Annotated in this window: 13 protein-coding genes and 1 pseudogene; 10 read left to right on the forward strand and 4 right to left on the reverse strand. The window is 40.6% G+C overall.

Translation table 11 applies throughout. The features are described 5' to 3' along the window. The first annotated feature begins 160 nt into the window (after window positions 1-160). The 7 genes from LX92_RS03580 to LX92_RS03610 all read left to right on the forward strand — a co-directional run bounded on the left by LX92_RS03580 (window position 161) and on the right by LX92_RS03610 (window position 7,896). On the forward strand, window positions 161-889 hold the full coding sequence (locus tag LX92_RS03580; protein WP_109648880.1) for a type III pantothenate kinase: 729 nt from the start codon (window positions 161-163) through the stop codon (window positions 887-889). After that, window positions 890-2,179 carry a hypothetical protein gene (locus LX92_RS03585; protein WP_109648881.1) on the forward strand — a complete coding sequence of 430 codons (1,290 nt, stop codon included), beginning with the start codon at window positions 890-892 and terminating at the stop codon, window positions 2,177-2,179. It abuts the gene before it with no gap. A gap of 35 nt (window positions 2,180-2,214) precedes the next feature. Then, window positions 2,215-3,585: a tetratricopeptide repeat protein gene (locus tag LX92_RS03590; RefSeq protein WP_170117785.1), complete on the forward strand. Its 1,371-nt coding sequence runs from the start codon at window positions 2,215-2,217 to the stop codon at window positions 3,583-3,585. Between the two features lies 1 nt (window position 3,586). Continuing rightward, window positions 3,587-4,195 carry an LPS export ABC transporter periplasmic protein LptC gene (gene lptC, locus LX92_RS03595; protein ID WP_109648882.1) on the forward strand — a complete coding sequence of 203 codons (609 nt, stop codon included), beginning with the start codon at window positions 3,587-3,589 and terminating at the stop codon, window positions 4,193-4,195. Then, the gene (locus tag LX92_RS03600; protein WP_109648883.1) at window positions 4,188-4,391 is read left to right on the forward strand and encodes a hypothetical protein; all 204 of its coding nucleotides are present in this window, start codon (window positions 4,188-4,190) and stop codon (window positions 4,389-4,391) included. The genes lptC and LX92_RS03600 overlap by 8 nt, the downstream gene beginning before the upstream one ends. A 2-nt stretch (window positions 4,392-4,393) precedes the next feature. After that, window positions 4,394-5,683, forward strand: coding sequence for a hemolysin family protein (locus tag LX92_RS03605; protein WP_109648884.1), 1,290 nt, complete (start codon window positions 4,394-4,396; stop codon window positions 5,681-5,683). Window positions 5,684-5,775: 92 nt separating this feature from the next. Further along, window positions 5,776-7,896: a SurA N-terminal domain-containing protein gene (locus LX92_RS03610; RefSeq protein WP_109648885.1), complete on the forward strand. Its 2,121-nt coding sequence runs from the start codon at window positions 5,776-5,778 to the stop codon at window positions 7,894-7,896. 53 nt (window positions 7,897-7,949) lie between these two features. Here LX92_RS03610 and LX92_RS03615 read toward each other — a convergent pair whose 3' ends face one another. Beyond that, window positions 7,950-8,858: a GYDIA family GHMP kinase gene (locus LX92_RS03615; RefSeq protein ID WP_109648886.1), complete on the reverse strand. Its 909-nt coding sequence runs from the start codon at window positions 8,856-8,858 to the stop codon at window positions 7,950-7,952. Then, window positions 8,855-10,177: a hydroxymethylglutaryl-CoA reductase, degradative gene (locus LX92_RS03620; protein WP_109648887.1), complete on the reverse strand. Its 1,323-nt coding sequence runs from the start codon at window positions 10,175-10,177 to the stop codon at window positions 8,855-8,857. Before LX92_RS03620 ends, LX92_RS03615 begins: the two co-directional genes overlap by 4 nt. A gap of 156 nt (window positions 10,178-10,333) precedes the next feature. On the opposite strand from LX92_RS03620, the gene LX92_RS03625 reads away from it, so the two are divergent. From LX92_RS03625 to LX92_RS03635, 3 genes and pseudogenes are all read left to right on the forward strand, one after another. Continuing rightward, entirely contained in the window at window positions 10,334-12,502 is a 2,169-nt protein-coding gene (locus LX92_RS03625; RefSeq protein WP_109649067.1) for a S9 family peptidase, read from the forward strand. 15 nt (window positions 12,503-12,517) lie between these two features. After that, window positions 12,518-13,756 (forward strand): annotated as a pseudogene (locus LX92_RS03630) (peptide MFS transporter); the annotation flags it as partial. 630 nt (window positions 13,757-14,386) lie between these two features. Beyond that, entirely contained in the window at window positions 14,387-16,171 is a 1,785-nt protein-coding gene (locus tag LX92_RS03635; RefSeq protein WP_109648889.1) for a peptide MFS transporter, read from the forward strand. Between the two features lie 10 nt (window positions 16,172-16,181). Here the strand turns inward: LX92_RS03635 and LX92_RS03640 are convergent, their stop codons facing one another. Together LX92_RS03640 and LX92_RS03645 are read right to left on the reverse strand one after the other, a co-directional pair. After that, complete coding sequence (locus tag LX92_RS03640) at window positions 16,182-18,206, reverse strand: ComEC/Rec2 family competence protein (RefSeq protein WP_109648890.1); 2,025 nt, start codon at window positions 18,204-18,206, stop codon at window positions 16,182-16,184. A 2-nt stretch (window positions 18,207-18,208) separates the two neighbouring features. Beyond that, window positions 18,209-18,766 (reverse strand): C40 family peptidase, encoded by a 558-nt coding sequence (locus LX92_RS03645; RefSeq protein ID WP_109648891.1) that lies wholly within the window; start codon window positions 18,764-18,766, stop codon window positions 18,209-18,211. Window positions 18,767-18,773 lie beyond the last annotated feature (7 nt).

Here is an 18,773-nt window from a genome sequence, read left to right on the forward strand (position 1 = left end):
ATCGAACCAGGGACACATGGATTTTCAGTCCATTGCTCTACCAACTGAGCTAAGGCACCATCTCTTTTAAGAGGGTGCAAATATAATTTCAAATTTAGGATATACAAACAAAAATGAAAAAAAAGGTGATTGTTTTTTTTCAATTGCAGATCTTTGTGTCATGAATCTGATAATTGATGCCGGTAATAGCTTTGTGAAATTGGCTGTTTTTGATAACGGCTCATTGGTTTATGATGTAAGTGTGAAGCTTGTTGATTTCGTTGAAAGTGCAAAGGCTATCTATCATAAATATCCACAAATAGAATGGACCATGGTGTCCTCAGTGGTTTTTTTGGATAAAAAGGATGTTGAGGCTTTAGCCGTTTTTTCAAAAGTCCATGTGCTCGATCATAAAACCAAAACGCCATTTAAGAACCAATACGGTACTCCGGACACTTTAGGGGTAGATCGTATAGCCTTGGCTACTGCGGCGTTTTACCACATGCCACATAAGAATGTTTTGGTGATTGATGCCGGTAGCTGTATTACCTACGATATTCTTAACCATAAAGGGGAATATTTGGGCGGTGCCATTTCCCCGGGTTTGGGGATGCGGTATAAGGCGCTGAACCAACAGACTTCAAAATTGCCCTTATTGACCCCAAAAGCTCCCGGGGATTTGGTAGGGAACACCACCGAATCTAGCATCCATAGTGGGGTGGTGAATGGTATTTGTGCCGAATTGGATGGGGTTATTGATCAATATAAACTTAAATTTGAAGATTTAACAGTCATTTTAACAGGAGGGGATGCCCAATTTTTGTCTAAACGATTAAAAAATACCATATTTGCCCTTTCCAATTTTCTACTAGAAGGTTTAAATAATTTGCTAGACTACAATAAGCGCTAAATGATCAAAAAAATTGTAATTGCAATAGTATGCATTGCGTCGACCGGACTGTATGCTCAAAATGGTTCAGTTTCTCCTTACTCTTATTTTGGTATCGGCGATATACAATCCAAAGGAACTATTGAAAACCAAATGATGGGAGGAATCGGAATGTTTGCCGACAGTATCCACCTAAACCTTAAGAATCCTGCCGCCTATAGTGGTCTGGGTATTAAATATGGGGAGGATTTTGGAAATACAACCTACACCGTCGGATTGTCCCATAATAGGCTGAGTTTTGCAAACAACATTGAAAGTCAGAGCAATTCCGTGACCAATCTGGAATATATTGCCGTAGGTATGGCTCTTAAAAAAGGCTTGGGTATTGGTTTTGGGATCATGCCCTATTCCTCTGTGGGATACGATATGCTATCGGAAAGCACCAATGGTAATGATGATAGGGTATTGAACCGCTACTATGGTGATGGGGGATTGAATAAAGTATATTTTTCCATTGGCTATGAATTTATGGATGACCTGAGCGTTGGGGTTACGGCCAATTTCAATTTCGGTACGCTAGAGAACAATCGTGTACAGACCGTTGAGGATGTGCAGTACGGTACCTTGGACAAACGAAGTTCCAAGGTTAACGGAATGGATTTTAATTATGCGCTGAATTATACCCCGTCTTTTAAGGATAAATACAGGTTGTTCGCATCGGTTAGGGTAAATACACAAGCGAATCTCACCTCCAAAAACACCAAGGAAATAGGGTCCTTTGCTGTAAATTCTGGCGCGAACATCGAAGTGGTTGATGTAAATTTGGACGCTTTAAACCTTAGGCACACTGAATTAAAGGTGCCAACGACAACCACCTTGGGGCTGGGTTTTGGAGAAGATAGGAAATGGTTTGTTGGTGGGGAGTACAGTTTTCAAGGAATGGGTTCTTTTACAAATGATTTTGTTGATGCCCCTAATTTGAGGTATCAGGATGCCAGTTCATTTGCTTTCGGAGGGTTCTATATCCCTGATTATTCGGCCTTCTCGGGCTATTTTAAAAGAATGACATATAGGGCGGGTTTACGTTTTGATAAAACAGGAATGCTCTTAAAAGAACATGAAATAAATAACTTTGGCATAACTTTTGGGTTTGGGTTACCAATGCGCGGAAGTTTTTCTAATCTTAACCTTGGTTTTGAGGTGGGTAGAAAAGGGACTAAATATGATAATTTGATAGAAGAAAATTACTTTAAAGTCAATGTAGGACTATCTTTGAACGATATTTGGTTCCGTAAGCGAAGAATAAATTAAGAAAAATTTGTACATTAACCACTAAAATTAATAATATGAAAACGAAACTTTACTTCACAGCGATGATGCTTTTAGGATGCGTTGGAGTAAGTAGCGCACAGGCACAGAATCAGGAGTGCATGACTAATTTGTCTATTTACGTTGAACACGCGAAAGTCAAGAATTATGAGGCTGCTTATACACCATGGAAAATGGTTTATGAAAATTGTCCGGATATCAACTGGGCCAATTTCGCCTACGGGGAAAGAATCTTGAAAGATCGTATAAAAAAATCAACAGGCGCCGATAAAGACGCCAATATCCAGGAATTATTGACGCTGTATGACAACAGTATGAAGTATTTCCCTAAAAAGGCTTCGTTAGCTCCTGTTATTATCGATAAGGTTTTGTTGAAATATGATAATAAAATGATTGGTGATGAGGAGATTTATAGCCAATTGAGTAAAGCTTTCCATGAGGACAAGCCTAACTTTAAAAACCCAAAGGCGCTTTATCTTTATTTCTCCAGTTTGGTTGATTTGCACAAGGCGGGTAGTAAAGACCTTCAGGAGGTTTTCGATGTTTACGATGATGTAACCGAAAAAATCGAGGATGAGAACGTTAAATTAACCGATAGGATATCAGCGTTACTTCCCAAAGAGGAGGCCGGTACCTTAACAAGTAAAGAGAAAAAGCAATTAAAGGCAGCTACTACCAATTCAGAGTCATTTGGTAAGATCGAAGGTAGTATAGATTCCAAATTAGGTGATTTGGCCGATTGTGGCAACTTGATTCCTTTATATCAAAAAAGTTTCGAAGAGAAGAAAAACGATATCAACTGGGTAAAAAGGGCTGTGGGTAGAATGTTCAACAAAGAATGTACTGATGACCCTATGTTCAAAAAGTTATTTGAAGCCCAAATGGCACTTGATCCATCTGCCGATGCCTATGTGTACGGAGGTAACCTTAAGCTTAAGGCTGGTGACCGTAACGGTGCGGTAGCCGATTTCAACAAAGCCTTGGATTTAGAAACCAATGCTAGAAAAAAATCGAACATTGCCTATAAAGTGGCCACGGTTTTTAGAAGAAGTAGTAAGTCTACGGCTAGGAGTTATGCCCAAAAGGCAATTGATGCCAATCCTTCAAACGGTAGGGCGTATTTGTTGATTGCCAACTTGTATGCAACTAGTGCCAATGATTGTGGTTCAACGCCATTCGAGAAAAGAGCGATTTACTGGAGAGCGGCGGAAATGGCAAGAAAAGCAGGAAGAGTGGATCCTTCACTTAGTGGAAGGGCTAACCAGTCTGCAGCTAGTTACTCTGCAAAGGCACCTTCAAAAACAGATATCTTCAACTCTGGAATGGCTGGTAAAACGGTTACCTTCAAGTGTTGGGTAGGTGGTAGTGTAAAAGTTCCTAATTTGTAAGATGAAACAATCTTTTGGATTTTTCTTAAAGAGCATTGCCCTGGGTTTTTCCGGGGCAATGCTTTTTTTTTCCTGTGCGGATAACTATAAGAGGGTGGGGGAAGAAGCCTTGCCGTTGGTATTCCCACAAGGTGTCGCAGAAAATTTTTCCTTTAGATATTCCGAATCGAATAATGTGATGGGCAATGAGGATATTGACACCACTAGGGTGATATCGGTGTTGTCGGGGCCTATTACCGAGAATTATGAAAATCTGGAATTTCCTTATCGCACGTTCCCAAAAGGGATTGTAGTGGACATTTATGATGAGGATAAGAACAAAAATAAAATAACCGCGGATTATTGTATTCGGTATTCTTCCACAGGATTGATAGATTTGCGTGGTAATGTTGTTTTGGAGACCCATGACGGAAAGAAGTTGGAAACGCCACAATTGTATTACGACCAATCCAACGAGTGGGCGTTTACACAGCATAAATTTAAATATACAAACCCTGAGGAAGGCACGGTAATGGACGGTGAGGGTATGGATTTCAATAAAGACTTCAGTTTTTTAAATGCACATAAAACCTATGGTCTAATGACTATAAAAGAAGAAATCAATGATTAAGATATTAAAATATACAGAGTATTTATATTTGGTAGTAGCCATTTTCTCGATTTACAGAATAGTTACGGATTGGAATGTGAACCGTGAAGGCACCTATTTGTTTATGTTCTTTGCTATTGTGTCTATCGGAATGTTCTTCTTTCGAAGAAATTATCGTAAAAAGTTCGAGCAACGGAAAAAAGATAACCAACTTTAAAAATGGAGACATCCATTGTAATCATACTTCTTTCTTTGGTGTTTTCAGCCTTTTTTTCGGGCATGGAAATCGCCTTTATTTCGGCGAATAAAATCCATATTGAGATAGAAAAGAAGCAAGATAATTTTTTGGCCAAGGTGCTCTCACGTCTAACGAAAAGGCCTTCCAAATTTATTGCAACCATGCTCATCGGTAACAATATTGCACTGGTGGTGTACGGGATGTTCATGGGGGAATTGCTTATGAATTGGTTTTTGGGCATGTTGCCTGTCAACAATAGCTTTTTACAGCTTATATTGACTGATTTCAGCCTGCTTACCCAAACCATCATATCAACCCTTATCATATTGGTTACTGCGGAATTCTTGCCGAAGGTCCTGTTCCAGATCTATGCGAACAACCTTTTAAAGGTGCTGGCGGTGCCTGCCTATTTTTTTTATGTGCTGTTTTCCATTATTTCCGAGTTTATTATCAAGGTGTCCGATTTTATATTGAAAACCTTCTTTAAGACCGAAGGGGATGAGACCCAACTTGCGTTCAGTAAGGTAGAACTTGGGGATTATATCAGCGAGCAAATGGGAACTGTTGAGGAAGAGGATGAGGTAGACTCCGAAATACAGATTTTTCAAAATGCCTTGGAGTTTACTTTGGTCAAAGCGCGGGAGGTAATGGTGCCACGTACCGAGATTACTGCAGTGGAATTACACGAGAACACAAAAAATCTGACCCGGTTGTTTACCGAAACGGGCTATTCAAAAATACTGATCTACAAGGGTACTATCGATAACATCATTGGCTATGTGCATTCGTATGAGCTTTTTAGTAAACCCAAGACCATAAAGAGTATTTTGAGGCCGGTGGAGTTTGTTCCCGAAACCATGCTCATTCACGATATTTTGAATGTATTGACCAAAAAACGGAAAAGTATTGCTGTGGTATTGGATGAATATGGGGGTACTTCAGGAATAATGACCGTAGAGGACATCGTTGAGGAACTCTTTGGTGAAATTGAGGACGAGCATGATACGACCGATTTGATCGAGGAACAACTCGATGAAAATAATTATAAGTTCTCTGCCCGATTGGAAGTCGATTATGTGAATGAGAATTATAAATTGGAACTTCCCGAGAATGATGAATATGAGACCTTGGGGGGGCTTTTGGTCAATGAAACCGGGGAAATACCCGAAAAAGATTCCGAAATAAAAATCGGGAAATACCTGTTTACCGTTTTGGAAGTCTCCAACACAAAGATCGATTTGATAAAACTTGGTGTGGTAGACGATGAATAAACCCGTAGTAACCTCATTTTAGGCATGTTTTACTTTTTAATAATTCAAAAGAAAATGGTAATTTCGCAAACTGATTTTAAACAAACCATATAATGGCAATTTTAGAGAATATAAGAAAGAGGACCACCGTATTGATATTGATCATAGGTTTAGCGCTTTTTGCGTTTGTCATATCCGGGGTATTCACAAAAAACAATATGTCTGGCGGAAAGATAGGTTCTTCTGTTGCGGAGGTAAATGGGGATGAAATCTCGATTGATGATTTTAGAAGAAAGGTGGAAGTGGCATCGAACAGATATGGTTCCTCAGGGTCATCGATGATGGTCGTGAACCAAGTGTACGATCAAGAAGTAAGGAATGCCATTTTAGGCCAACAATATGAGGATTTGGGGATCGATATCGAGAAGGATCAGATCATGAACTATATCAAAACGATTCCTGCCTATAATCAGAATCCACAGTTTATGGATGAAAATGGGATTTTTGATGAGAATAAATTTTTGGATTTTATTGCAGAACTTAAGGCAAATAGTCCTTCACAATACAATCTATGGTTGCAAGACGAGCAATCGATCATTCAAAATGCCAAGCAGCAGACTTATTTCAACTTGGTGAAGGCCGGTCTGGGTGTAACACTTAAAGAAGGTGAATTGGATTATAAGTTGGCCAACGATAAGGTCGATATCAAATACGTTCGAGTTCCTTACACATCGATTGCGGATAGTACTATCGCTATTTCCAAAAGCGAGATACAATCCTATATCAAAGAACATAAAGAGGAATTCAAACAAGAGGATGCCCGTGATATCCAATATGTTTATTTTGAGGAAAAAGCTTCTGTCGAGGATGTGGAAGCAGTAAGACAGGAAACGATTAAATTATTGGATGATACCGTTGAGTACCGTAAGGATACCGACAGAATGGATACCATTCCAGGATTTAGGAATACCAAGGATATTGAGGATTTTCTAGATCGGAAATCAGATATAAAATATGATACCATTTATAGGGCAAAGAAAGATTTACCAACAAATGTTGCCGATACATTGGTAGCACTTGAGGTTGGGGAGATTTTTGGTCCCTACCGGGATGGGGATTATTTCAAGGTGTCTAAAATGATCGATAAAAAAATCAATGGATCGGCAAAAGCCAGCCACATTTTGATTTCTTGGAAAGGAAGTCAAAGTGCCGGAGAGAATATTACAAGAACCAAGGAGGAGGCAGAGGCCAAAGCCAAGGAACTTTTGGCAGAAGCCAGAAAAAAGGATGCTGTGTTCGTACAATTGGCAAGGGATAATTCCGATGGACCTTCCGCGCCTAAAGGTGGTGACTTAGGGTATTTCCAAGAAGGGGCGATGGTAACCACTTTCAACGATTTTGTCTTTAGTAACAAAGTAGGTACCATTGGTCTTGTTGAAACCGATTTTGGTTTTCACGTCATAAAAATCGATGATAAGCAAGATGTATACCGAATAGCAACTTTGGCAAGGGAAATAGAACCTTCGGAGTCAACGATCAATAATTTGTTCCAAGATGCGACCAAATTTGAAATGGACGCTATTGCAGGGGATAAATCATACGCCGATTTAGCCAAGGAAAACGATTATCAAGTTCGTCCTGTGAATAAAATCAAGGTAATGGATGAAAGTCTGCCAGGCTTAGGTTCACAAAGGAGTATTGTACAATGGGCCTTTAAGGAAGATACCGAAGTAGGTGACATAAAAAGATTCAGTGTAAACAATGGTTATGTAATTGCACAAATGACAGCCCAATATGAAGAGGGACTTAAATCCGTTGAGGATGCCTCTGTCACTGTTTTGCCGATTTTGAGAAAGGAAAGAAAGGCAGAGCAGATAATAGCCGCCAATAAAGGTAAATCCATGGAAGAAGTTGCCAAGGATAATAGCCTGTCTGTTTCCAATGCCTCGGCATTGACGGTTAAGGCGCCGACCATTCCAGGAGCCGGTCGTGAGCCAGCTGTAGTAGGTACGGCGTTTGCTATGAAAGTGGGTGATACGTCAGATTTCATCAAAGGGGAAACCGGAGTTTATCTTATTTCAGTGACCAATAAACAGGATGCCCCGAAATTGGATAACTATAGTACGTTTGCCAATGCTGTTAAAAATTCAAATGCAGCAAGGGTAAATACAGCCGTATACAATGCGTTGAAAAATGTTTCGGACATAGAGGACAACAGGTCTATATTCTACTAAGAAATACAGGTTTATATAGAAAAAAAAGTCCCAACCATACGTTGGGACTTTTTTTATAATATCATTTCTGAATAAGGTACAATCGTATGATATCCCTTTTTGCTAAAATAGCGCATTAAGTTAGGGTCCCCAACGGCTAATATGAAGTCTCCTCCCCATGCTCCTAGGCTTTTTATGCTCCTAGGGTAATCCGGGAAAAGTTCTTGTTTTACACTTGGCGTCTGCAATGTTTGGGAAATCACCGATTCGTGAAGGTCCAAAAGGGTTTCAAAAGTAGTTATGTCGGTACACCCCACTATTTTGGAGGTTAGGTCCCCGATAACCCGGACCAATTCATTTTTATTGTACGTTCGACTTCTGTAATCCGATATGCCTTCCCTGCTGTTCTGTTTTTTATTGAGATAAACGAAGAACAGCTGCGTTTTGAAACTAGGATTGAAATCTACTTTTTCCACTAAGGGGGAGACTTCGTCAAGTTGGTACGTTATAGGGGTGTTGTGTTGTGCACATGCAATGTCATAACCGCTACCACCAAAGGTGTTTTCCAGTAAACGGTAAGGGTCTATATGCGCCCATTGGGCAATATTGTTGATAAGGGTTGAAGAAGACCCTAGGCCCCAGTCCTTTGGGAAAGTCAGTTGGGTGTTTAGGTTAAAGCCTTCACCGATAGTTAAAAAGTCGGGGCGCAAATGCTTCGTTTCAACAAGGATTTCAAGTGCGGTTTTCGATATTTTGGCATCGGTGGAACTTATTTCTTCCATCGTTTCCGAATGAAATTCCGCCGTAAACCAAACTTTACCCTCCTTATCCAGACTTTTCCATGAAATGATTTTTGTTTGGGTCGGCTCAACCGTCAGTACCTGTCCATACTTGGTGGGTAGGGCCAAAGCTTTTGCCCCGTCAAGAACGGCATATTCCCCGGTCAGCAATAATTTGCCATTACTGTAAAACTCTTGCCTCATGAATTGTTCCTTAACTTTTTGAAAGCGGCAACTACAGCGCTATGACTAACAGTGTGGTTTTTGAAATGATCGACGATCTTGTTCTTTTCTGGTTCGGTCGCCCCAAGTTGGTTTAAAATATTCAATAAGTGCATTTTCATATGACCCTCCTGAATACCTGTGGTAACAAGGGAACTAACCGCAGCAAAGTTCTGAGCCAATCCGGCAACCGCGACGATTTGCATGAGTTCCTTGGCTGTTGGCTTTTGAAGTATTTCAAGTGCTAATCCCACCAAAGGATGTAGATTGGTCAACCCACCGATAGTGCCCAAGGCCAATGGTATTTCAATCCAGAACTTAAAAATCCCGTTCTCCAAACTGGCGTGGGTAAGGCTTTTGTAGGTGCCGTTTTTTGCCGCAAAGGCGTGGGCCCCTGCTTCCACGGCCCTAAAATCGTTTCCCGTGGCCAAAACTACGGCATCGATGCCGTTCATAATGCCTTTATTGTGGGTAACCGCCCTATGGGGCTCTACGTTGGCAATGTTTACGGCCCTGATCATTTTTTGGGCGAATTCCTCCGGGGATATGGTTTTGCTCAGTTGTAAGTCGTCAATAGCACAAGTCACTTCAGCCCGTACCAAGCAATTGGGGACGTAGTTCGAAAGTATACTCATGACAATTTCAATCTGCTTTTCCGATTCCGTAAAAAACGGGGATGCCTTGGCTTGATTCGCGAAGGTGTCGGCAAATTGTTCCAAACAGGTGTTGATGAAATTGGCTCCCATGGCATCCATGGTATCAAAGGTGCAATGCAATTGGTAATAATCCTTGAGTTCGGAAGTTTTGTTGCGTAGTTCGATATTGGTGATGCCCCCGCCTCTTTTTTCCATATTGGAAGTCAAGGTTTTGGTGTCTTCGATTAGTTTTGGTTTTACCTCGTTGAAAAAGGCTTCCAAATGGGCAGGATTTCCTGAGTACATAAAATGTACTTGGCCCACTTTTTCGGTCCCGATAATCTCTGTTTTGAATCCTCCACGGTCTAGCCAAAACTTAGCGGCCTTGCTCGCAGCGGCGACTACTGAGCTTTCCTCAATGGCCATGGGTATGGCGTACAGCTTGTCGTTGATCAGGAAATTTGGGGCTATACCCAAGGGTAAATAATAGTTGGTAATCGTATTCTCTATGAACTCGTCATGCAATTTTTGCATTTCTGAATCAATATTCCAGTATTGCTTCAGTAATTTTTTGGTTTTTTCCGGGTCATGTGTATATTGTTCGGCAACCCAGTCTATTTTTTGTTGTTTTGACAATTTAGAGAAGCCTAAAATGGGATCGGTCATGGTTAATTTGGTTTGTGGCTGTAAAGATAGTCAATACATGGGTATTCACTGGATGCCTAAGAACCCCGAAAACCCGTAGCTTTTTGGCCTTAAAGTTTAATTAATTGTAAAATAATCACTAAACTTGACTGAATTTAAATGGATATCTTTACAAATATGAACAAACGCCATATGCTCTTGCTTTTAATGGTTGGTTTTGTGACCATTACATTTGGGCAAGGGAAGAAGAAAATCACCATTGAAGAAATTTATAGGGGGGCTTTTAGGACCAGTAGTATGGAAGTGCTCCGATCTATGGAAAACGGAGCGCAGTACACCTTACTGGATTATGATCGATCTAACAGCGCCACGCGTATTGATAAATATGATTACAAAACCTTGGAAAAGGTTGAAACGATCGTAAGTTCTTCCGAAAGTGACCATGTACCCGGTTTTAGCTCTTATACGTTTAGTAAGGATGAAAAAAAGGTCCTATTGGCTACGGAGCTGGAATCAATCTATAGGCACTCTACCTTGGGTATATATTATGTGTATGATATAGGTTCGAAGACTATAGTCAAGGTGTCGAACTCGAAAATACAAGAACCGTTGCTTTCACCTGATGGCACTAAAGTGGCCTATGTTATGGCCAACAATATTTATATTTTTGATATAACGGGCGGAACGACCAAACAAATCACTCAGGATGGCGTAATAAATAAGGTCATCAATGGTGTTACCGACTGGGTCTATGAAGAGGAATTTGCTTTTGTCAGGGCTTTCGCTTGGAATTCAAACGGTACTAAAATCGCATTTCTTCGCTTTGATGAAACTGATGTTCCTGAGTTTTCAATGGATGTATATGGACAGGACCTCTATCAGCGACAGTATGTCTTTAAATATCCAAAGGCAGGGGAGAACAATGCATTGGTTTCCCTTCATATGTTCGATGTAAAATCTGGAAATACCTCTAAGGTCAATTTGGACGACCCGTACTATATTCCACGCATCAAATGGATGAACAATGCAAATCGTTTAAGTGTTATGACACTGAACCGCCATCAAGATCATTTGAAATTATATGCGGTGAATGCTAAGGATAATTCCGTTGACGTGCTTTTAGAGGAAAAGGACAAAGCCTATGTCGATATCAATGACAATCTCACTTTTATGGCCGATGATAGTTTTATCTGGACCAGTGAGAGGGATGGGTATAACCATTTATACCTATACGCATCGGACGGTAAACCAATGAATCAAATAACCAAAGGGGATTGGGAAGTGACCGATTACTATGGGTATGACCAGAATGAGGATAAGATCTATTACCAGTCCACGGAGAATGGATCGATCAACCGGGGGGTATATAGTATCGAGAGCAATGGGAAAAAGAAAAAGGCACTGGCAGTGGAAACAGGAACGAATGCGGCATCCTTCAGTGCGGATTTCTCATACTTCATAAATACATATTCCAGTGCGACAACGCCATACCGATTTACCTTGCACAAGGCGCTGACAGGCGAAAAATTAAAGGATATAAAAGATAATGAAGCGCTGGTCGAAAAACTCAAAGGGTATGATGCCTCCCCCAAAGAATTTTCAACATTGACAGTCAATGGAAATGACTTGAACATGTATATGATCAAACCATCCCATTTTGATGCTTCGAAGAAATACCCCCTATTGTTATTCCAATATAGTGGTCCTGGCTCCCAATCGGTGGCCAATCGCTGGGGAAGTGCAAACGATTATTGGCATCAGATGTTGGCTTCAGAAGGGTATGTCATTGCCTGTGTAGATGGTCGGGGAACAGGATTCAAGGGGCGTGACTTTAAAAAAATCACCCAAAAGGAATTGGGGAAATATGAGGTCGAAGATCAAATCGCCGCTGCCAAACAACTTAGTGCACTTCCTTATATCGATGAGGGGCGTACAGGAATTTGGGGATGGAGCTATGGCGGTTTCATGTCTACCAATTGTATTTTAAAGGGCAATGATGTCTTCGAGACGGCTATTGCCGTGGCCCCTGTTACGTCATGGCGGTTTTATGATACCATTTATACAGAACGTTATATGCAGACTCCACAAGAGAATTCCAGTGGCTATGATGATAACTCTCCGTTCAACTATCCCGAATTATTAAAAGGCAACTATCTTTTGGTACATGGCTCAGGGGATGATAACGTGCACGTTCAGAATACCATGCGAATGGTAGAAGCCTTGGTTCAGGCGAACAAACAGTTCGATTGGGCGATTTACCCCGATAAAAACCATGGGATATATGGTGGGTATACCCGAATTCATCTATTTACAAAAATGACCAATTTCATTAAAGAAAATCTATAACCAAATCAAAGATATATGGCAGTAATTGATAAACCAGGACATCGGAAAGAACTTTTTGGCCACCCAGTAGGGCTCTACATATTGTTTTTCACCGAAATGTGGGAGCGATTCTCATATTATGGGATGCGTGGTATCTTGGTGCTCTATATTGCAACATCGGCGACTGCAATCGATCCAGGATTAGGTTGGTCTAACAAGGATGCAATTTGGCTTTATGGCTGGTACACCATGTTGGTCTATGTCGCTTCAATACCTGGAGGTTGGATTGCCGATAAGTTTTTAGGTCAGAAGAAAACGGTAATGATTGGCGGATTGCTACTTTGTGTGGGTCATGGAACATTGGCCATACCACAGGAATGGGCCTTTTTTACTGGTTTAATTTTAATTATTTTAGGGGTTGGTGGCCTAAAGCCAAATATCTCGACCATGGTCGGTGGTCTTTACCAAGAAGGGGATATTAGAAGAGATAGTGGGTTTACCATATTTTATATTGGCATTAATATAGGAGCCTTCCTTGCAAGTATTTCTGTAGGATTGGTCGCATATTATTATGGATGGCACTATGGTTTTGGACTTGCGGGAATAGGGATGTTATTAGGTCAGGTTGTATTTATTTGGGGGCAGCGTTTTTTAACTGGAGTTGGGGAATTTAGTGGCGGCAAAAATGTTTCTGAGAAGGAACGTATTGCAGCTAAAAGACCATTGAGTAAGATTGAAAAGGATAGGGTCCTTGTACTGTTGATTTCCTTTTTAATCGTGATTGTTTTTTGGGGAGCATTTGAACAAGCAGGAGGTTTAATGAACTTGTATACCGATGCCAAAGTGGATAGGTATATTGGACTAAGTGGGCTACAAGAAATTCCTGCTGCCGTATTCCAATCTCTAAATGCCGGATATATTATCATTTTCGGAACCATAGTAGGTGGTTTTTGGATTAGGTGGAAAAAAAGCGGAAAGGAATCTTCTTCTCTCTTTAAGATGGCTATTGGCACTATTATCATGGGACTTGGTTATGTTTTTATGATGTTCGCATCTAAGGAAGCTAGTGTTGAGGTTTTTGGTAAGGCAGCCATGGTATGGATCTTTTTAGCATATCTTTTCCATACTTTAGGTGAACTTTGTACCTCACCCGTATCACTTTCATTTATCACCAAACTTGCTCCAATAAAGTATGCTTCTATTATGATGGGAGTCTATTTTGCGGCTACAGGATTTGGAAATAAACTAGCAGGAAGTATTGGGGAATCCTCTCAGCTGCATCCTTATCATGGGGAAATGATTGTTAGTAAGGAGAATATTCTTCCTTTTATCTCTAGAGATACAATGAAAATAAAAAATCATGATAAAAAAATTGTCAAGATATATGATTACCCCATTAATGAGGACAAAAATTTTAGTATTAAAAGTGAGGTTTATTTGGATGATGATGCAGTTGTGTTCCAAGAAATGGGTTCAGGGGAATCACTAAATAATCTATTTAGCTTAAATGATAGTGAGAACATATACTTAAATAGATTAAAGGAGGTTTTAAGAGAGAATAAAGCCATTAGTAGTAATCCCTATCACGCCAAACTGATATTTGAAAAAGATAAGGATGCCGCTCAAAATTTAAAAAATAAAGGGGATGGTAATAATTATGAGGTTTCATTTGTTCTTGAAGAGGAACAGAGTGAGCAGGAGTTTAGCACTTTTATGTGGTTAACCATTTTCACTGTTAGTTTTGGAATTCTCTTATTGTTATTCTTGAAAAAATTGAAAAAACTTACCCATGGCGCGGAAGATAATGAACATGAGATTTTGGATAATGAACCTTTTGAACTTGCTGATCCTGATTTTAATGAAAAGGGTTAGCCTTTAATTAGTTGGATTTTAACAAAAAGATGTATGAATACCGATATTGAAAATTTATTCAAGGACAAGGTTCTTGGGCATCCTGCAGGATTGTTTGTTCTTTTTTTTACTGAAATGTGGGAGCGTTTTTCATTCTATGGAATGCGTATTTTGTTAGTGTTGTTTCTTACAGCCCCCATCGTTAGTGATAATCCGGGATGGGAATGGCCTCGTGAGCATGCCTTGGCACTGATAGGCACCTATGCTTCCTTGCTATATTTGACCCCCATTGTTGGAGGTTATATAGCCGATAAACTTACAGGATATCGTATTGCCGTGGTCATCGGTTGTACGATTATGACCCTTGGACATGCTTCCATGGCCTTGGAAACAACCGCAACGTTTTATTTGGGTCTGGCCTTATTGATTATTGGTACAGGGTTTTTTAAACCGAACATTACGTCGATTATCTCTGAAATGTACAAGGGCAAGGAATCCAAGAAAGATGGGGCCTATACGATTTTCTATATGGGGGTTAATGCAGGTGCTTTTTTCGGAATGATGCTTTGTGGTTATTTGGCTGAGAACATTGGGTGGTCTTGGGGCTTTGGCCTTGCGGGTATATTCATGTTTTTCGGTATGCTCCAGTTTCTATTGGCAAAAGATCTGTTCGGTAACGTTGGTGCCAAACCTTCAAAAAAACATGAGGTTGAACTTCCACAGAATATAAATGAGGAAAGTCCAGCTTTGGCAGCGGAAAAAAATGTCGATGAAAAATTGAATCCGTTCACCCTCTTTGACTATATATTAATCGGGGTATCCGCTATTGGTGGATTATTGTATTTGTTCAATGACCCATTGGCTAAGATTGAGGATATAAATTTGATTCCTTTCACCATGGGAGGATTGGACGGGTCTTCTGTTGTTATTTTGACCGCCCTTGTCCTGTTTTTGGTGCTCTTGGTTTCTCGGGTATCAAGATATATCCCCATTGTCCGTGATCGGATTATCGCAGTGGCCATCTTTGGCCTGTTTACCGTATTCTTCTTTGCTGCTTTTGAACAGTCCCTAGGATCAATGACTTTGTTCGCAAGGGATTATACAAATCGGGATTTGGTAGGTTCTTCGGCTATGATATTCAAGGTAATCGATGGGCTATTGACGACGGTGCCGTTGATGATTATCACCTGGGTATTATTCCTGTTGTTTAAAAAGACATATTCAAGAATTGGACTCTCCAATATTGTTTTGGGATTGGCCTTTGTTGGCATATGGATTTTGGTCATTTATAGATTGATGGATAAATTTTCCCAAGAAGGTAACCAAATAGATGCTTCTTGGTTCGGGATTTTAAACTCCTTTTTCATTATAACGCTGGCGCCGATGTTTTCACGCTGGTGGGAAAGTAAGTACAACCCAAGCGCCGCTATGAAATATGGAATGGGATTGATTTTACTTGGATTGGGTTTTGGGATTTTAGCCTACGGTACCATGGGAATTCCACAAGGAGCGAAAACGGCCTCGGTAAGCATGATATTTTTAATATTGGCTTATTTGTTGCATACCATGGGAGAATTGTGCCTATCACCCGTTGGGTTATCCTACCTTAGTAAATTAGTACCACCAAGAATGATCGGTTTTATGTTCGGTATATGGTATTTGGCCATTGCCATTGGGCAAAAGGCGGCAGGGACCATGGGAGGTATGATCGATAAGATTTCGGAGGAATACTCCCTGAGTATTTTCTTTTTGATATTTACCCTCGTTCCGATCGGGGTCGGATTTATATCCATCTTATTGAATCCAGTGCTTAAAAGGTTGATGCACGGGGTACGCTGATTTATAAGGCTTAGTCTAGATCCAATTCAAAACAACCCTGTTCCCCAGTATAGTGGATGGGTAGTTTTCGTTGTGCACAGGTGGCTTTCCATCGATTTATATAGCTGCGGTAATTACTTCCATCGGCAATCACGGCCTTGGGTTGTAAGCTGTCGATGAGCCTCTCAAGATTTATTTTTGGGGATTGGGTCAACAATACATAATCGGGTTGCTTATCCCATTGGGGATATACACCCAAACTATCGATTATGAGGAATTTTCCATTCTTCAGATTGAAGGAATTTACGGTAGGTTGAAAGTTTATAGCTGCGATATTTTCCCCTATCTTATAATCGGTCACGATTTTTGCCGACGAAAGACTGTCCGTTGTATAAACGGTGAGACAATCCCCAAAACGATGCATCACAATCGAATTCTTTGTTTGATGGGCCACCAAAAGTTGTTCCTTACGCTGGGTTTGGTGTTGCTTGTACAGAGACCAAATCTGTAAGGGGATAATACAGACAAGAACCGCACATAGTTTTCGGTAGGTGTATTGGTGTAAGAGCCAAATCAATGCGATTAAAAAGGCATAGGTCAAAACCAGTTGTACCAAATCAAATGAAATATTTCGAAAAATAAAAGCCTCCTGTTGGGCTACCCAATCGATGACCGTGTTCATTAATCGAATCATATTATTGTACAGGATTATTGATTGGTCTGGTGCCAGGTCCATGATCACCAAGGCAATTACGATTATCCCCATGCCCAATATCAATCCTAGGAAGGGTACGATCAGGATGTTGGATAGAAAGAAAAGTCCTGGAAATTGATGAAAGTAATACAGGCTGATGGGTAATACCCCGAGTTGGGCGGCAATACTGACAGAAAGCAATTGCCATATTTTCTTCGCCAACCAGTGCTTGGGGCGCCAGATTTTTTGTAAAAGGGGATATACCCATACAATCGCCAATACGGCGGCATAACTCATCTGAAAGCCAACATGGAACAAAAGTAGGGGGTTAATGACCAAGAGGATGAAAAACATGGATAAGGCAAGGATGTTGAACGTGTTACTTGGTCTGTTCAAGTAGAGGGCATAGGCTACAAAAGAGAACATGGTTACCGCCCTGATCACTGATGCCGATAAGCCGGCGAGAAAAGCAAAACCCCATAAAAGCACAACAATGACAAAGAGTTTTACTTCCTTTCCCTTTCGAAGTAGCTCCAGCGGTCGAAGAAGAAACTCCAAGAACAACAGGAGTATTCCGATATGTAGCCCAGAGACGGCCAGTATATGAACGGCACCCGCATTTTTATAAGAGGTATAGGTACTTTCCGATATATGACTTCTTTGACCTAAAAATAGGGCTTGGATAATTCCATATTCATCCTTTCCAAAATTAGCCTGTTTTAGTTTGGTGCTTATGGTATTCCTCAAGGTGGTTATACCTCCTAAAAAGGTCTTTTTCGGATGCTTTAATACGAACGAATTGTAGGGGCCTGTTTTTAATTGGTGGTAGATTCCCTGAAGCTCCATGTAATTTTTATAATCGAACTGATGCGGGTTCAGGGATGGGGTTATTTCCTCCTTTTTTGCCAGGACAACTAGTTCGTCGTCCACGTTCAGGGACTTTAGGGTTGAGTCTCTCGGTACGGTTAAGAGTATCTTTCCGGATACCTTGGTTGAATTCAATTCCAGTACGTCGGCAACAAACCGTTCTGAAAAAGACGAAGGGGCGAGTACTTGGGTCACCTTTAATTTCCATGTTTCTTTTTTAGTATCATGGACATTCGAATAATGATGAACGTCGTTTTTGGGTTGGGCAATACCAATGATAAACACCCCAAGGCATAAGGTTGTTATAGCCGCAAATAGGCCGAAGACCGGGTTTTTGGGGTCCTTTTTCCCGAAAAACAGAAAACCAAGGATGGTAAGGGACAATAGGGTTAAGGTTAGGGGAAGTGAAACCCCCATATCAAAAAAATAGCCAGTTGTGATCCCTAAAATCAAAAGCAGTGTCAGCTTTATAGGGATAAATTGCAACAGTTTCATTTTTATAGCACCCTAGTTGCTTTTACGAAAGCATAATTCCAATATCCTTCACGCAGCGAGGAAACAATGACCCCTCGTGAGGTTGAGGCATGTATAAATTTAATATCGTCATTATCAACAGCGACCACCAAGCCTACATGGTTTATTTTTTTTGCCTTGCGGGAGGTTTTAAAGAATAGGAGATCTCCTTTTTCAACTTGGTTTACCCGTATTCGTTTTCCTTGGTTGGCCATGGCTGAGGAAACCCGGGGAAGGGCTACATCATTTTTCTTGAAGGCAACATAAAGAAGTCCGGAACAATCCATGCCTTTTTTGGTTGTACCGCCGTATTTGTAACGTACCCCCGAAAAAGTTAGGGCTGTATTGATGATCCGGTTGACCTTGGATTCGGATGAATGGTTTTCGGTGGTTTTGGTCAGTTTGTTATCCGCTTCAGGGGAGGTGATTTCGGGAGAGGCTTCAACGGTGATTTTGCGCTCCTTGGAATAGGTGGTCTTTTTTTTGGCAACACAGCTGCTTAAAAAAAGAAGGAGCACAATAAAGGGTGATAATCTTTTCATTCGGGGT

The organism is Maribacter polysiphoniae, from assembly GCF_003148665.1.
Taxonomy (GTDB): Bacteria; Bacteroidota; Bacteroidia; order Flavobacteriales; family Flavobacteriaceae; genus Maribacter_A; species Maribacter_A polysiphoniae.

Coding starts and splice junctions, on each gene's coding strand:
- LX92_RS03580 (WP_109648880.1), top strand. CDS start 161: ATGAATCTGATAATTGATGCCGGTAATAGCTTTGTGAAATTGGCTGTT.
- LX92_RS03585 (WP_109648881.1), top strand. CDS start 890: ATGATCAAAAAAATTGTAATTGCAATAGTATGCATTGCGTCGACCGGA.
- LX92_RS03590 (WP_170117785.1), top strand. CDS start 2,215: ATGAAAACGAAACTTTACTTCACAGCGATGATGCTTTTAGGATGCGTT.
- lptC (WP_109648882.1), top strand. CDS start 3,587: ATGAAACAATCTTTTGGATTTTTCTTAAAGAGCATTGCCCTGGGTTTT.
- LX92_RS03600 (WP_109648883.1), top strand. CDS start 4,188: ATGATTAAGATATTAAAATATACAGAGTATTTATATTTGGTAGTAGCC.
- LX92_RS03605 (WP_109648884.1), top strand. CDS start 4,394: ATGGAGACATCCATTGTAATCATACTTCTTTCTTTGGTGTTTTCAGCC.
- LX92_RS03610 (WP_109648885.1), top strand. CDS start 5,776: ATGGCAATTTTAGAGAATATAAGAAAGAGGACCACCGTATTGATATTG.
- LX92_RS03615 (WP_109648886.1), bottom strand. CDS start 8,858: ATGAGGCAAGAGTTTTACAGTAATGGCAAATTATTGCTGACCGGGGAA.
- LX92_RS03620 (WP_109648887.1), bottom strand. CDS start 10,177: ATGACCGATCCCATTTTAGGCTTCTCTAAATTGTCAAAACAACAAAAA.
- LX92_RS03625 (WP_109649067.1), top strand. CDS start 10,334: ATGAACAAACGCCATATGCTCTTGCTTTTAATGGTTGGTTTTGTGACC.
- LX92_RS03635 (WP_109648889.1), top strand. CDS start 14,387: ATGAATACCGATATTGAAAATTTATTCAAGGACAAGGTTCTTGGGCAT.
- LX92_RS03640 (WP_109648890.1), bottom strand. CDS start 18,206: ATGAAACTGTTGCAATTTATCCCTATAAAGCTGACACTGCTTTTGATT.
- LX92_RS03645 (WP_109648891.1), bottom strand. CDS start 18,766: ATGAAAAGATTATCACCCTTTATTGTGCTCCTTCTTTTTTTAAGCAGC.